Origin of the sequence: Methylomonas sp. LWB (assembly GCF_001856095.1) — a bacterium.
Lineage (GTDB): Bacteria > Pseudomonadota > Gammaproteobacteria > Methylococcales > Methylomonadaceae > Methylomonas > Methylomonas koyamae_A.
In genome coordinates this window covers 69588-84799 of sequence record NZ_MKMC01000013.1, presented here as the reverse complement: position 1 = coordinate 84799, position 15212 = coordinate 69588, and the positions used below count along the sequence as shown (strand labels likewise).

12 protein-coding genes are annotated in these 15212 nt (G+C 58.2%); 3 read left to right on the top strand and 9 right to left on the bottom strand.

What is annotated here, in order from left to right:
- The 9 genes from BJL95_RS08705 to BJL95_RS08665 all read right to left on the bottom strand — a co-directional run.
- The coding region (locus BJL95_RS08705) for a PepSY domain-containing protein (protein ID WP_175463669.1) at positions 1 to 276 on the bottom strand (276 nt) is incomplete at its 3' end.
- Between the two features lie 45 nt (positions 277 to 321).
- Positions 322 to 942 carry a cytochrome c gene (locus tag BJL95_RS08700; RefSeq protein ID WP_254786743.1) on the bottom strand — a complete coding sequence of 207 codons (621 nt, stop codon included), beginning with the start codon at positions 940 to 942 and terminating at the stop codon, positions 322 to 324.
- 59 nt (positions 943 to 1001) lie between these two features.
- Positions 1002 to 1592 (bottom strand): peroxiredoxin, encoded by a 591-nt coding sequence (locus BJL95_RS08695; protein WP_071157177.1) that lies wholly within the window; start codon positions 1590 to 1592, stop codon positions 1002 to 1004.
- A 13-nt stretch (positions 1593 to 1605) separates the two neighbouring features.
- Complete coding sequence (locus BJL95_RS08690; protein WP_254786741.1) at positions 1606 to 1995, bottom strand: hypothetical protein; 390 nt, start codon at positions 1993 to 1995, stop codon at positions 1606 to 1608.
- Positions 1996 to 2108: 113 nt separating this feature from the next.
- Positions 2109 to 3575, bottom strand: a complete 1467-nt coding sequence (locus BJL95_RS08685; protein ID WP_071157175.1) for a DUF1501 domain-containing protein — start codon at positions 3573 to 3575, stop codon at positions 2109 to 2111.
- 78 nt (positions 3576 to 3653) lie between these two features.
- Complete coding sequence (locus BJL95_RS08680; RefSeq protein WP_175463668.1) at positions 3654 to 5999, bottom strand: DUF1549 and DUF1553 domain-containing protein; 2346 nt, start codon at positions 5997 to 5999, stop codon at positions 3654 to 3656.
- Between the two features lie 84 nt (positions 6000 to 6083).
- Positions 6084 to 6557 carry a rhodanese-like domain-containing protein gene (locus BJL95_RS08675; RefSeq protein WP_071157173.1) on the bottom strand — a complete coding sequence of 158 codons (474 nt, stop codon included), beginning with the start codon at positions 6555 to 6557 and terminating at the stop codon, positions 6084 to 6086.
- 510 nt (positions 6558 to 7067) lie between these two features.
- The gene (locus BJL95_RS08670; RefSeq protein WP_071157170.1) at positions 7068 to 8030 is read right to left on the bottom strand and encodes an SMP-30/gluconolactonase/LRE family protein; all 963 of its coding nucleotides are present in this window, start codon (positions 8028 to 8030) and stop codon (positions 7068 to 7070) included.
- A 68-nt stretch (positions 8031 to 8098) separates the two neighbouring features.
- Positions 8099 to 10861, bottom strand: coding sequence for a TonB-dependent receptor (locus BJL95_RS08665; RefSeq protein ID WP_071157189.1), 2763 nt, complete (start codon positions 10859 to 10861; stop codon positions 8099 to 8101).
- Positions 10862 to 11512: 651 nt separating this feature from the next.
- Here BJL95_RS08665 and chrA point away from each other — a divergent pair.
- The 3 genes from chrA (at position 11513) to BJL95_RS08650 (ending at position 15208) form a co-directional block, all read left to right on the top strand.
- On the top strand, positions 11513 to 12850 hold the full coding sequence (chrA, locus tag BJL95_RS08660) for a chromate efflux transporter (protein WP_071157168.1): 1338 nt from the start codon (positions 11513 to 11515) through the stop codon (positions 12848 to 12850).
- A gap of 418 nt (positions 12851 to 13268) precedes the next feature.
- Entirely contained in the window at positions 13269 to 14702 is a 1434-nt protein-coding gene (locus tag BJL95_RS08655) for a hypothetical protein (protein ID WP_139306180.1), read from the top strand.
- Between the two features lie 2 nt (positions 14703 to 14704).
- On the top strand, positions 14705 to 15208 hold the full coding sequence (locus BJL95_RS08650; RefSeq protein ID WP_064027028.1) for a hypothetical protein: 504 nt from the start codon (positions 14705 to 14707) through the stop codon (positions 15206 to 15208).
- Positions 15209 to 15212 lie beyond the last annotated feature (4 nt).

Genomic DNA, 15212 nt, shown 5'->3' with positions numbered 1-15212 from the left:
GGGCGCGGCCTCGCCGCCGGCCGGCTTGGCTTTGCGCTGTTCGGCGGCGGCCTTGCGTTGCTCCGCACTGTGTTGCCAGACTTCTCCTAGACTAAGCCAGCCGGTTTCGGGCTGAAGCACTTCGGCGTGCGCCAACTGTTGAGCGCGGCTTTGCGCGGTCGGGGTCGAATACATAATCACTAGTCCGGTCGCAAACCAGACGAACATGAACAACGCCAGGACCACGCCCAGCCAGCGGTGGGTTTCGTATAGCAACCAGTTCAACGATTTCTTCATTTCCATCTCCTTGTCTTAGCGAATAATCGCGGCAGTACTCAATCTTTACAAAGTCGCCAAATAGGCCGCCAGCCCGTCAATTTCGTCGTCGCTCAATGCGCCGGCAATCCGGTTCATCACCCCCTCCGGGCTATTGCGGCGGTCGCCGGACTTCCAATTGCGCAATTGCGAACGCAGATAAACCAAGCGTTGGCCGCCGAGCAGCGGATAGGCGATGCCGTCGGCGACTCGGCCCTTCCCGGCCGGACCGTGGCAACTGAAGCAGGCCGGAACCTTGCGACTGTCGTCGCCTTGTTCGACCAGTATCTTAACCGCCGATCGCTCTCCGTTCAGAGTGCCGGCCGGCGCCGGGCGCCCGGAAAAATACGCAGCGATATCGACGATGTCGGCCGGCGCCAAATCGGCCGCCATCACCGTCATCGTCTCGTGTTGCCTGGCGCCGGATTGAAAATCCCGCAGCTGTTTGACCAGGTAATCCGCCGGTTGGCCGGCGTGGTTGGGAATCTTGTCGGCGACGCTGATACCCTCGCTGCCGTGGCATTCCTGACAGCGCTCGGTCTCGGAAGTCAGCCGGCCGACAGCAGCGTCGCCGGCCCGCTCGGCCGAAACCTGCGGCACGGCGGTCAACAGAGCCATCGCGCCGAGCGCCAGCCAACGTCGGCCCAAACGGCGGCGCCGACGAATCGCGGTTTTCGCGGTAAATTCCCGTGGCCTTCGCGCCGCGCTCACTGGGCGGCGTGGCGCTGGCCGGCCAAGCGCTCGACGGTGGCCAGCGCTTGCGCGACGTTTTCTTCGGGTTTCAAACCACCCAGGGTCGCGGCAATCTTGCCGTCCGGCGTCACGACGAAGGTGGTGCGCTCGGCGAAACCGTGATCGATAGCCTGGCCGCGACTGTCTGTCTTACCGGGTTGCGGATCGCGTACCGCCAGATCGTAGGCCTTGGAAATCGCGCCGCCGGCATCCGATGCCACCGGAAACTTGCCGGCGCAGAAATTGGGGTCGGCGGAAAATTCGTTGAGACGCTCGATGCTGTCCAGCGACACGCCAACAATGGTTGCGCCGGCGGCGGCGAATTTGTCATGGTTGACCGCGAAGCTGTGCGCCTGGATATTGCAGCCGCCGGTATAGGCGGATGGATAAAAATAAACGACGACCGGACCTTTCTTTAAAGCGTCGCCCAGCGAGTACGCGAACGCCTTGCCGGCTTGCGACGCCTGGGTCTCGATCGCCGGGGCCGGATGGCCTTCCGGCAGCGCGGCCAGTGCCGGCGCGGACAGCCAAGCCAAGGCCAGGCCGGTCAAAAAAACGGGTTTCATAGTGGATTTCCGGTCAAAGTGGTTTGTACTTGTCGTGGCAGGCGCCACGGCATTGTTTGGAAAAGTCGTTGGCGGCGCCGGCGGCGCTGTTCAAATCGCCGACTCCCAACGCGTTTTGGATCGATGCCGCCTTGTTTTGGTAATCCTGGGCGTCGGCCACCGCATCGGCGGCATCGCCGCGCTTGGCGAAATAGCCTTCCACCAGCTTAAAAGCCTCTTGCAATTGTTTGGTTTCGGCGCTGGCGGTGGCGGTATCCTGCGCGGAAATCGTGTTCTGCACGTTCTGGATCTTGGTTTCGACGTCCTTCATCAATTCCTCGAAGTCGAATTCGGCTTCGGCGAACGCGGCTCCCGGCGCCAGAATCCAGGTCAAGGCCAGTATCCGCAAGGTCTTGCGTATCATGCTAAAAAATCCCCCAATCAAAAAATCCCTGCCGCCCGAACCAGCCGCCGCATGTCCCACACCGAACACGCGGCATCGATCGGCTGGCGTGGCAGCGAACTACGGCGGCGTCCCTAGGCGATCAGCTCCTTAATCACCTTGCCGTACACCACGGTCGGCCTTTCGGATCGACCTTGATATTTGTAAATCAGCTTCAAGTGGTCCAAACCGAGCTGGTTAAGTACCGTGGCGTGCAGGTCGTAGGTATCGACTTCGGTGCCCTTGATGGCTTGCACGCCCAGATCGTCGGTGCCGCCGTGGGTGTAACCGGCTTTAACGCCGCCGCCCGCCATCCATTGGGTATAACCCCAGGGATTGTGGTCGCGGCCGTCGCCGGATTCGCTCCACGGCGTGCGGCCGAATTCGGAGGTCCACACCACCAGGGTATCGTCCAACATGCCTTTGGCTTTCAAGTCCTTCAGCAAGCCGGCAATCGGTTTATCGATAATTTTGCTGTGCTTGCCATGGTTGTCTTCGATGTTTTGATGAGCATCCCAATCGCGGCTGTCGCCTTTGATGTCGGTCGGACCCGACACCACTTGAATGAAGCGCACCCCGCGCTCGGCCAAGCGTCTGGCACGCAGCAGCAATTCGCCGTAAGGTTTGGTGATGTCCTCGTCCAGGCCGTACAGCTTTTTGGTCGCTTCCGATTCCTTGCTGAAATCGACGGCTTCCGGCGCGGTTTCCTGCATCCGGTAGGCCAAATCGTAAGATTCGGTGCGGGCTTGCAGCTCGGTATCGGTCGGGTAGCGGCCGGCGTGGGCTTCGTTCAAGCGTTTCAACAAATCCAGCGCCTTGCGTTTTTCGGTATCCACAACATATTGCGGATTGTTCAGATGCAGGATCGGCGAGTTGCCCGGTCGGAACGGCGTGCCTTGGTAAACCGCCGGCAGGAAGCCGGACTCCCAGTTGGTAACGCCGCCGCGCGGCTCGCGCTTGTCGTTGTACAGCACGACGTAAGCTGGCAGGTTGGGGTTGTTGGAACCCAGCGCATATTGAATCCAGGCGCCCAAGGTCGGCCGGCCCGGATTCAGACCGCCGGTATTCATTTTCATGATCGAAATATCGTGGGTCGCGCCGATGGTCACGCTGGATTTGATGAAAGCCAGATCGTCGGCTTGCTCGGCCAGATGAGGCAACCAGTCCGAGAACCAGGCGCCGCTTTGGCCGTGTTGCTTCCAGGTCCGCTTGGTCGCGATCAGTTTGGTGATACCGCCCTGGGTACTGGTTTTGATGCCTTGCAAATACGATGCCGGTATGCCGGTGCCGGCCAGTTTCACCAATTCCGGTTTGTAGTCGTACAAATCCAGCGTGCTGGGCGCGCCGGCCATGTGCAGCCAGATGACGGTTTTGGCTTTCGCCGCGAAATGCGGCGCTTTCGGCGCCAGCGGGTTGCCGCCGCCGGTCAGTGCGGTCAGCGCGGCGTCTTCAGCCAGCGCGCTGGCGATGACGCCGCCGCCGGGCAAAAAGGCGCTAACGGCCAAGCCGCCCAAGCCGTAGCCGGTTTTTACTAAAAAATCACGTCGCGATTTGTTATTCATGGGTAAACCTCTTGATTGTTATTGGTCGGCAAAGGCCCTACGGGGCGCCGGCGGCGCCCCGTAGGTTTGCAGTGATCGTTAGAACCGGTAGATGAATTCGTTGGAATTGGCGACCACGTGTACCAAATCCACGAAGGCGGCAGCCCGCACCGGGTCGCCGATCGGTTTATCCTTGACCCCGGCCGGCACGTTGACTTCGAATTTACCGTTGGCGGCCTTGGCGCGAATCACGCCTTCCTGTTCGTTCAAGAATGCCTGCAACTCTTCTTTTTCCTGGTCGTTCGGCTGGCGGGCAAACAGGATTTGGTAGAGTCTGGCAATCCGTTCTTCTTCGCTCTCGCCGGCCTCGTTGATGACCCGGCCGGCCAACGATTTGGACCAGTCGAAGATCAATTCGCTGTTGTACAGCGTCAAGGCTTGCAGCGGCGTGGTGGTCACCTCGCGTTTGCTGTGGGCTTCCTGCGGCGACGCCATGTTGAACGAATCCAAAATCGGATACGGAATGCTGCGGCGGGTGAACACGTACAAGCTACGGCGGTTATGGTCCTTCTCGTCCTTGGAAGTCCGCCACATTTTGTCGTTGAAATTGGCGTTGTTGACCCCGTAGTTGGTGTTGATCGCCGACGGTAGCGGCGGATATACGCTGGGACCGCCGACCTTGTCCTCCAGCTTGCCGGAAGCTACCAATAGCGAATCCCGGACTTGTTCGGCTTCCAAACGCTGTCTGGGGAATACCGCCAACAATTGGTTTTCGGCATCGGCCTGATGCACATCTTCGCGGTAGTTGGACGACTGCCGGTAGACGCTGGACAACAGAATCTCCCGGTGCAGTTTCTTCACGCTCCAGCCGTCCTTGACGAATTTGTCGGCCAGATAATCCAACAGTTCCGGGTTGATCGGTTTTTCGCCGGCCTTGCCGAAATCGCTGACGGTGGCGACGATGCCCTTGCCGAAATACTGGTCCCAAACCCGATTCACGTAAACGCGGGCGGTCAGCGGATTGGTCGGACTGGTGATCCATTTCACCAAGGCCGAGCGACGGCCGGACGAGAACGGCAACGGTTTGATGTCCGGTTTTTCGTCGGTAATCGCCGCCGGGAAGGCCGGTTGCACTTCTTCCAGCGGTTTCTCATGGTCGCCGACCGCAAACACGAAGCTGGGCGGCGCGTCCGGATGGCCCAGCTCGGTCATCGCCGAAATTTCATTCGAGAACGTCGCCGGTTTCAAATCGTCGAATTTACGCAATTCCTTGTTCAGCTTCTCCAATTCGGCCCACTGCTCGGCAATCTTCGGATCGCGGGTCTTGGCGTCGGTACTTTCGCCTTTTTCCTGGAAGTAGGACTGCATGCTGGCTTCGTTGGTCACGTTAGCCAAGCGATGATTGACCCAGCGGTCTTGAGCGGTCCATTTTTCCTTGGGTTTGAAAATCGCGTCGCGCGAGTCGGTCAGATAACGTTCCTTGTGATACTTGAGCGCCTCTTCCCGATGGGTATCGATAATGGCTTTTTGCTTGGCGCGGATGTCCTTGGTGGCTTCCTGCCACTTGGCGTATTGCTGGTCGTACGCCACTTCGATCGGACCTTTCTTGGCCGGGATGTTGTCCACAGGCGCCACGTTGGCAAAGAAGGACTGAAACGAGAAATAGTCTTTCTGACTGATCTTGTCGAATTTGTGATTGTGGCAACGGGCGCATTCCAAGGTTTGGCCCAACACCACTTTGCCGACCGTATCGGTAATATCGGTGGTGATCTGGTATTTGCGTTGCACCAAGTCGCGAGAGTTGGAGTTGTCCGGGAATTGCGCCATGAAACCGGTCGCGATCAGGGCTTGTTCGTCGCCGGGCCACAATTCGTCACCGGCCAACTGCTCCTGAATGAAGCGGCTGTAAGGCTTGTCCTGATTGAATGAATTGATTACGTAATCGCGATAGCGCCAGTTGTTCAACCGGTCGTTATCGTTCTGAAAGCCGGTACTGTCGGCGTAGCGCGCCAAGTCCAACCATTTGCGGCCCTGGCGTTCGCCGTATTTGGGTGAGGCCAGCAAGCGGTCGGCCAGCTTCTCGTAGGCGTTTTCGGATTCGTCGTTGACGAAGGCGTCCACTTCTTCCGGGCTCGGAATGATGCCCCACACGTCCAGCGTGGCTCGGCGAATAAAGGCGGCTCTATCGGTGTCCGGCGACGGGGTCAGACCTTTCTCTTCCTGTTTGGCGAGGATGAAGGCATCGATAGGCGTCCTGACCCAATCCTGATGCCGGACCGCCGGGATTGCCGGTGACTTGACCGGTTGATACGACCATAATTTCGCCTTGCCTTGCGCCGCCGGAGCGGCATCGCCGGCGGATTTTTCATCGGCCCCACCGGCCTCGCCTACCATCGCCAGGGACAGCGCCCAGGCGATCGCGATTGTTAGCTGTTTCTTATTCATATCACCACTCCAAAAACTCAAGCACCGGAACGCCCCGTGCGGAATAACGCGGATCGCCGCCACTCCGGCAATCCACGGTTACGATCAGTTAGTTTTAGGTTCCGGCGGCACGATCCTAACGATCTTGCCGCCTTCTTCTTCGTAATTCTGCGAACCGACCGCGCCGACCACTTTGAAACCTTTCGCGGCCAGCAAATCGGCAATCTTGCCGGCACGTCCGGCGTGATTGGATACCGTGACAATAGACCTATCCTTGGGGATTAACGGCAACGCCGCATCGATACCATCGACCTGCACGTTCAGATACACCGGGAACGAGCCGATCTTGCTGATTTCGTCGGGACGGCGGGTATCGATGAACAGCAATTCGCCGGGTTTAGCCAGCAATGCATCGACTTGGGCGCGATTCAGCTTGGGGGTTTTGTACTCGTAAGGCCTGGGCGCCTGCGCCGCAGGTTTGGCATCGGCGTGGACGTGCGCGTCTTTCTCGGCCGCCGATGCGAAGACCGGCGCGGTCAGCAGCATCGCCAACAAAACTAATGACAGAGGTTGTTTCATATTCGGGTTTTCTCGTTTCATTTTTTGAACAAGCGTCGTTCGACGCGGCAAGGGTTAACTCATTAGCCATATGGCAAGTAGCATGCCAACCGAAAACGCCTAACCAAAAACCACACAACCCACTGTTTATAAAAGATTTTTACAAACGAAATCGCCAGCACGACCGCAACTCTCACCGGAAATCGCTAAGGACTGATGAATTTGCAGCACCACGGCAACAGGCTGTGCTGCTCGGCTAGCATCCAAAAATCCGCTCCGTCGAAGCCAAGAGACGGGCAAAAAAAACGGGCCGAGGAAATTCCTCGTCCCGTTAAGAGGCCACCACGATGCCTAAATCGATAAACCAAACCCAATGCGTTCCGAGCGCGCGTTTGCGGAAATTGAAGGCGCTGTCGATCGCGGCTAAAGCCGTGCGTACAAACCAGATGGCTTTTCCGGACGATCAAGTCCAAACCGCTGTAACGCGCGGTTTCCGCTCCAGCCGCCTGGCATTTCGTATTCCGCTCGCTATTATTTGGGCCGGCTGGAAATGCCCTTGGTCAATAACGGCACCTTGTACGCGGCGCCGCGACCGACGACGTACAAGGTACTTTTGTTGATGCCGGCGAAGGCCAAATTCTGTGGCTTTTTCGGCACCGGGATCGTACCCAGCGCTTCGCCCTTGGCACTTAACACCTCAACGCCGGCATTCGAAGCCACGAACAGCCGGCCTTCATCATCCAGCGCCAAACCGTCCGCGCCGCTGGACCACGTGCCGTCCTCGCCTTTTTGCCAGCCTTCCAGCTTGGCGAAATTGCGGCGGTTGGCAATCGAGCCGTCGGCGGCGATGTCGTAAGCCAGAATGTGTTCGCCCTGAGTATTGGCGACGTACAAGGTCTTTTCGTCCTTGCTGAGCTGGATGCCGTTGGGCCGCTCGATGTCGTTGGCCAGTTGCTTGAGCTCGCCGGTCGGGCTGATATAAAACACGCCGGGATGCGACGGTTCCGGATTGGGATTTTCCTTGGTCGGCCGGGTGCCGCTATCGGTGAAATAAATACCGCCGTTGCCGGCGCGTACCAAGTCGTTGGGCCGTTGAAATTTTACGCCCTGGAAATCCTTGGCCAGCACGGTTTTTTCCTTGACCGGATAAATCGCGCCGACTTGGGTATCCTTGGTCTGCACGGCGATGATCTTGCCGTCCGGGGTCAGGGCCAAGCCGTTGGCGCCGTTGGAATTCTCCAAAAAGGTCGACACTTGATCGTCCGGCCCGATACGCACGATTTTGTTGGCATTGGTCTCGGTGAACAGCAAACTGCCGTCGTTATAGCCTATCGGTCCTTCGGTGCCGTTGAAGCCGTCCTTGATTAATTCCAGCACCACGCCGCCGGCCGCGACACCCGGAATCGCCGGCGTGACCGGATCGTCGGCGCGCGCGCCGCCGGCCGCCAACAAAGCGCTGATACTCAACAACAGGGTCGAATACTTGACTGACATAACATTCCTCTATCGATGTGAGTGAAACATCCGACCGGGCGACCGTTAAGCCGCCCGGTCGGCTCGCATTAAAATTTGGCCCGGAAATGCACACCGTAATACCGGGCGTCGCCGAACGACGCGCTGGCCGCCGCGGTATTGGAGAAATTTCCGGCATTGGTAAAGTAGATCGTGTCGAAGAGGTTGCGACCGACCAAGTCCAGATTGTATTTGCCGTTCTTGGTGCCGATACCGATACCGCCGTCGGTGACGTGGTAGGCCGCCTGTTTGCCGTACACCGACAGACTGGCGTTGTAATTGGCCGCCGATTTATAGCTGTCGATCAAATAGGCATGCCATTGCAAGCCGTAGTCGTTACCCAAGCCGAAAGTCAACGGCGCGCGGTAGTCCACACCGTAGTTGGCGGTGAAGGTCGGCGCATTCGGCAAGGTCCGTCCGGTTTGGTCGCAAATCACCGAATTTGCTTCCGGCGGACACGGGGCGTTGGCAAAGTCGGTATAAATCGCCCTATTGAATGATCCGTTCAGGAACACGCTCAAGCCCGGTGTAATATCGTAGTTGGTCTCCAATTCGATACCGCGCAATTGGATGCCCTTGATGTTACCCAAGGTCGTTCGGTTACCGGTGGTGCATCCGTCCACGCCAATCGTGCAGGGAATAACCAATTGCGATTGGAAACCTTCGATGTCGGTTTGGTAGAAGTTGACGTTGGCCACCAGCTTGCGATCCAGCCAAGTGCTCTTGATGCCGAATTCGTAATCCATCACGTTCTCCGGATTGACGTTTTCTACCTTACCCGTGTTCAAGTTAAATTGTGCCGCGCCGGATTTGTTGCCGCCCGATACCGAGCCATAAACCATCAGATCCTTGTTGACTTTGTAGCTGGGATTGACCAGCCAGTTTTGCGAGTTTTGGTCGAATCCTTGGCGCGGCGCATCCCACTCGGTCCCCAAACGGCCACTCCGAACCGCCTTGGCGGCGGCAATCTGATTTGCCGAAGCGCCGATTTGGGCGCCGAGCACGTCTAAGTCGACTCCGCCAATCGGATGGCTCCAACCGGTGTTTTCCCGCCGTTCAAAGGTATCCCGCAAACCCACGGTCAATGTCGCGTCATCCGTCACATGCCAGTTGACCTGCCCATATGCCGCGTAACTGTCGGTCGCGGGCACAACGCTTTGCCGGTACATGACGTTGTTAAGGGACGCCAGCATCATTTGCCGCCCGATCGCATTGCTGTTCAAGGTTGAGTATTGCGAGTTGCTAGCATAAAAAGCCCCGGCGTCACTCCCAAACAAACGCTGGTTAAACGTGTCCGCAATGGTGCGCATCGCAAACACGCCGGCCTGATAATCGATCGGCCCTTTCTCCTTCGAGCTTATGCGCAGTTCCTGAGACCATTGTTCGTTTTTTACGGTCCAACCGCTAATACGCTCAATGTCGGCGGTACTGCTCTCTCCGTCGTGATTCGGTTCAAACAAGGCGTCGCGCCAAGCGGTAATCGATGTAAAGCGATGCCCCAGGGCGTCGTAGTTGATTTCCGCGGACACGCCCGAACCGTCACCGCGCGATTGACGTCGCTCATTGTTCGCCATCGCTCGCGGATCTCCGATGATCGCTAAAGGTTGACCATTGCTGCGCACCGGGTCAAACCAGTTTCGAGCCAAGCGGGTGCTAAACGTCGTCCCCCTAGAAGCGCCGTTTGCGAAAGTTGACGGATCGGCGATTAGCGGCTGTACGCTCATGGTTTGGGTAGACGCGGTTTTATCGACGATGACCTTCGCACTCAACACGTCGCTGGGCGTCAACAAAAATTGCAAGCGCCCGCCCAACGCATTGGTTTCACCCAGATCGCCCTCGCTACGGTGAATGTCGTAATTTTTGATGTAACCGTCGCGCTTGTCGATAAAACCGCTTGCCCGGTACGCCAACAGCCCAGGCAGTATCGTACCGGTGGCGCCGAACTTGCCTTGCAAGGTATCGCGGTCGCCGGCAAAGCCGTCGACGTAGTAACTGTCCTTGAACGACGGCGCCTTGGTGGTGATGTTCAGCAAGCCCAGATTGCTGTTCTTGCCTTGCAAGGTGCCTTGCGGGCCGCGCAACACCTCGACCTGATCCAGGTCGGCGAAGTTGGCCCATGCCGAACCGACCCAAGCCCGCCAGACGTTGTCCACCATCACGCCGACGCTGGACTCCATCGATTCGTTGCCGCTGTTTTTCCCCAAACCGCGCAGGGCAATACTGGTTTGCCTGGCATTGGCGGACGTGACGCCCAGGTTGGGCGCGCGACGGGAGAAATCCTGCACCGACACCACGTTGTCGCGCTCCAGGGTTTCCCGGTTGATGACCGCGATCGGAATCGGCACTTCCTGCAATTTCTCTTCCTTGCGCCGCGCGGTGACCGAGATTTCGGACAGATTTTTCGGTTTCTCTTCTTCGACAACCGGTTCGAGTTCGGGCTCGGCCGCCGCCAGTGCGGCCGCTTCGGTAGCCGCGCCAACTTCCGAGGCAACGCCGCTGGTGGCAGCCGAACCGGCCGCGGCGCTCGCGGCATTCTTCCTGAGCAAATCCTGCTCGCGGCGTTTGGACGCTTCCAATTCCGCAGTCAGTCTGGCCACTTTCTCTTCCAAATCGGATACCGATTTGTCGGGCGCGGCGATTTTTTTGACCGACTTTTTAGTCGGCGCGGCGTCGGCTTCCGAGATGACCATCAGAGGCGCACCCGCTAATGCCAAGCTCACGCAAGCCGACAAGGTGTTGCGACCTAAAGTTTTGGGAACGCCGGCCCGAAGGCCGACACCTGGCGCATCGGCGCTATCTAAGTACTGTTTCACTGTCTCACCTAGTCGAATGTCAATTTCGAAAATTCGAACCGGTTTGCCCGGCCGACAGCGTCGGCGCGCAAACCGGCCTAAGCCCTGTAGTGCAACCGATATGCCATGAATGCGGTTAGCGACCGACGCCAACCGCACCATCCTCGATAAACAATTGATTTCTATTGATTAAAGACAGAAAATCCCGTCAAACTCCGCGAGTAAAGACACTGCCGGAAAGCGGGGCACGGCGATCGCCTGCTGACTGCGAGCCAGCAACTGCTGACTCGCTGCCTAATCAGCAACAGCCGGTCGTCACGGTGTTGCCGTATCCGCAAAGCGGACTGGGATCGGCTTGTCGAACGGGCGCCGATTCGAGGTAGGATGGCGGACGCGCGTAGCGAGAGAGTGGCTGAAGTGCGGTTTACCGATCGACGAATCCGTGACCGTCGTCCATCGCTGCTGAAGCCGCTTCAGTGTTTCGTCGGCGCGCCGGGGGGGGAATTGTTGGACAGGCGGCTATTCTTTCATGGTTTTAGCGAGCACCACGCTTGACCTCGTTCGCATCCGCTCCGAACCGAACCGGATGCCACGAACTCGCCCCAGCCGCGATCTTTAGTGCTGATAGAGCGTCAACGATGTTCGGCCAACAACTATTTCGGGAAATTGAATATGCCACCAACCCTGCCCCCGCCGCACCCCAGTTTTAGCGAAGCCTGCCGATTCTGGCTAAAGCTGGGCTTGATCAGCTTCGGCGGCCCGGCCGGACAGATCGCGATCATGCACCGGGAACTGGTCGAGCGGCGCCGCTGGATCAGCGAGCGCCGCTTTCTGCACGCGCTGAACTTTTGCATGGTATTGCCGGGGCCGGAGGCCCAGCAACTGGCAACCTATCTGGGTTGGCTGCTGCATAAAACGCCTGGAGCCTTGGTCGCCGGTAGTCTGTTCTTTCTACCGGCCATGTTGATGCTGATCGTTCTGGGCTGGTTGTATTTGAGTTTCGGCGATCTGTCGGCGGTGACTGCTTTGCTTTACGGCGTCAAGCCTGCGGTCACCGCGATTGTCTGGTTTGCTGCTTACCGGATCGGTTCGCGGATTTTGCAAAACCGCTGGCTAGCGGCGCTGGCCGCCGCCGCCTTCGGCGCGATCTTTTTGGCGCGGGTACCGTTTCCTTTGATCCTAATCGGCGCCGCTCTGATTGGCGCGGTAGGCGGCAAACTTGCTCCGGAGGTCTTCGCGGTCGGCGGCGGTCACGGCAATCCCCGCGCCGATTTCGGTCCGGCGCTGATCGACGACGCGACGCCGATACCGATACACGCCCTTTTCAGTTGGCCGCGCCTGGTTAAACTGTTGGCGGTCGGCGGTTTGCTGTGGGCCGGCGCGTTGGGGCTGCTGTGGTTTCGATTCGGCTGGAACGGCGCGCTGACGCAAATGGGCTGGTTCTTTACCAAAGCCGCGTTGCTGACTTTCGGCGGCGCCTATGCGGTACTACCCTATGTGTATCAGGGCGCGGTCGAGGAATTTCGCTGGCTGAGCGCCCAACAGATGATGGACGCACTGGCACTCGGCGAAACCACGCCGGGACCGCTGATCATGGTCAATACCTTTGTCGGCTTCGTGGCTGGTTGGGGCCAGGCGCTATTCGGACCGGAACGCTTGTTCGCGGCTGGCGCGCTGGCGGCGACCGTCGTTACCTACTTTACCTTTCTACCCAGTTTTTTGTTCATCCTGGCCGGCGGGCCACTGATCGAAACCAGCCACGGCAATGTCGGATTCACGGCTCCGCTAACGGCGGTCACTGCCGCCGTGGTCGGCGTCATCGTAGACTTGGCGGTATTTTTCGCCTACCACGTCGGCTGGCCGAACGGCTGGGACGGCCCTATCGACGGCTTTGCGGTATCACTGAGTGCGGCTTCACTACTGGCGCTCGGTCGATACCGCCTGGGCGTCATCCCGGTTATTGTCGCGGCGGCGCTGCTGGGTGCCGGATGGCGATGCCTGGGGGGCTGAATCCGGCCTGTCCTCTTCGCTTTCAGCTAAACGCTTAGCGGCTTCAAACAAACCCGGCCCGCACGGCCCAATCTCCAAGCCAGCATCACGCCAGCGCATTACAGCCAGAAAGGTGGCGCCGATTGGCCGGCGAGCCTCGTCGACACTAGTGTTCCCAATCGCCGGATATGCGCGAGTGTCTTGCCAACGCGCTTGGCTTGTCAAAACCGGCGGAAAACGACTAACACCTAAAAATATCCGCAACTAGGAGGATTTCCTAAATTCACCGAGACTAAGCATGCGTGCGGCTCAAGTCACGCGAATTTTTGCGCACATTTTCCCTGCAAATCACTTGGTTGTATTCACAAAAAAACCGACTAGGCTGATTTTCGACATGACAGTCCGGTTAATTTCCAAACTCAGATATTCAAACCTGTATATGCGTCGAAGTTTATCGTTGTTATCGGTGGTAGTACTCAGCGCCGCGCCCACATCGGTCATCGCGGCTCCAGCCGATGACGAGCACATCCGCCGAATTGTGCAGACCATGCTCAAGGAAAAAGATCAAAAGATCGAACAACTCGAGGCTCGCATTAAGCAACTCGAGCAAGAACGCGCGCCGCCGGTCGCCACCGCACCAGGGCAACCAGTACCGCCCCCCCCGGTTGCGGCCGCTAAGCCGGCTCCCGCCGGCGACGATGGCTCGGTTGCCCGCAAGTTGCAAGCTTTGGATAAAAAAGTCAGCGAACTCCGCCAAGCCGCATCGGCCAGTGGCCTGGAAATCAGCGGATTTTTCGACATCAACGCCAAGACCGGCAATTCCACCGACCAGACCTTTAGCGTCGGCTCGGTGGAACTGGATTTGGATTATGTGCACGACGACCATTTCGGTGCCAGCTCGGCCTTGGTGCTGTGCGGCAATTCGTCGAATGCTGATTACGGCGCGCCGGGCGCGATTTTTTGCGGTAACAGCGGTCCAGGTGCATTGAGCGGCGGCAGTACGATGGCCGGCATCGCCGTCGCATTGGTCGACTACCATTTATTTAACGACCGCATCCCTCCGCGCGGCCGTATCTTCAACAACAAGGGTCTGCATATTCAAGCCGGCCGTTTCGACTTGCCCTTCGGTAACGATTACCAAAACTTCGCCAACAAGGACCGGATCACCGTGACCGCGCCGCTGACTACCTCGCGCATGCAGTTGGGCGGTTACAACTCAGACGGCGTTCGGTCCTACGGCGCCTGGGACGGGTTCAATTATTCGGTGTTCTGGACCGATGCGCTGTACGCCAACGACGGTCACGCGATCGGTGGGCGCTTGGGTCTGGCCTTGGGGCAAAATACCTACAAAATCCACAGCGCCAACCCGGAAGGCATCGAACTCGGCGTATCCCACCTTAGCGAACTCGACGGCGAAAATCGCATCCGCAACACCGTTTACGGTGCGGATTTGAGCGTAGGCTACGGTCCGTGGCGCTTGCAAAACGAATTCATGCTGCTGAATGCTCATCAACAGGTATTTTTGGATAGCGGCGGCAACATCGTGCCCAATCCGGATCAAAACCCGTTCGGCAAGGGCCACCAACTGGGTTACCACTCCACATTAACCGCCGACCTGGAAAGCCTAGTCAAGCAGCCGGTCACGCTGTTTGCCCGCTATAGCCGCTGGCAGCCGTCGCAAGACCTGGCTTTGGATTTCGACGGCAGTACCGTCGCCGTCAACGATTTGTCGATGCTGACGCTGGGCTTCAATTACAAATTCAGCGATCACTTGCGGATCAAGTTCGAGTACGACGATTCGTTGGGCACTCTCACCTACGAGCGTTACTTCGACCGCCGCCTGGGTATCGCCCAAATCGTGATGTCTTTCTAGCCATGAAAAAGCGTCTGATACAAAGTTTGGTAGTTGGCGGCAGCCTAGCGATGCTGCTGTTCGTCGGCGGCGCCCGTACCGCCGCCGAAAATCCGCACGAAATCTCCCGGCAAACGCCGCAATCCGGTTGCGGCGAATGTCATAACACCGCCGCCGACATCAAGGATGACGGGATACTCACCACCAAGAATCACACGGTGGATCTGGCGGCTTTCGCCAAGGACGGGGTGGCGATGTGTTCCTCTTGCCACAACCCTAATCAAGGCCATAAAGTCGGTTTGAACATCGATTTCCCGGTACCGGCCGACCTGCCTCTGAACGAAGAACACGATATGACTTGCCTGACCTGCCATTACACCCACGGCAGGTTGGACAGCGATCGGCCGCAAGCCAGTCACAGTTTCATGGACAAGCTGATGAACGCCGAACGCTTGAAAAAAAGCTTTTTACTGCGCCGCAACAATAGCGACGGCGAGCTTTGCCTAACCTGTCACAACGTCAACTAAGGTT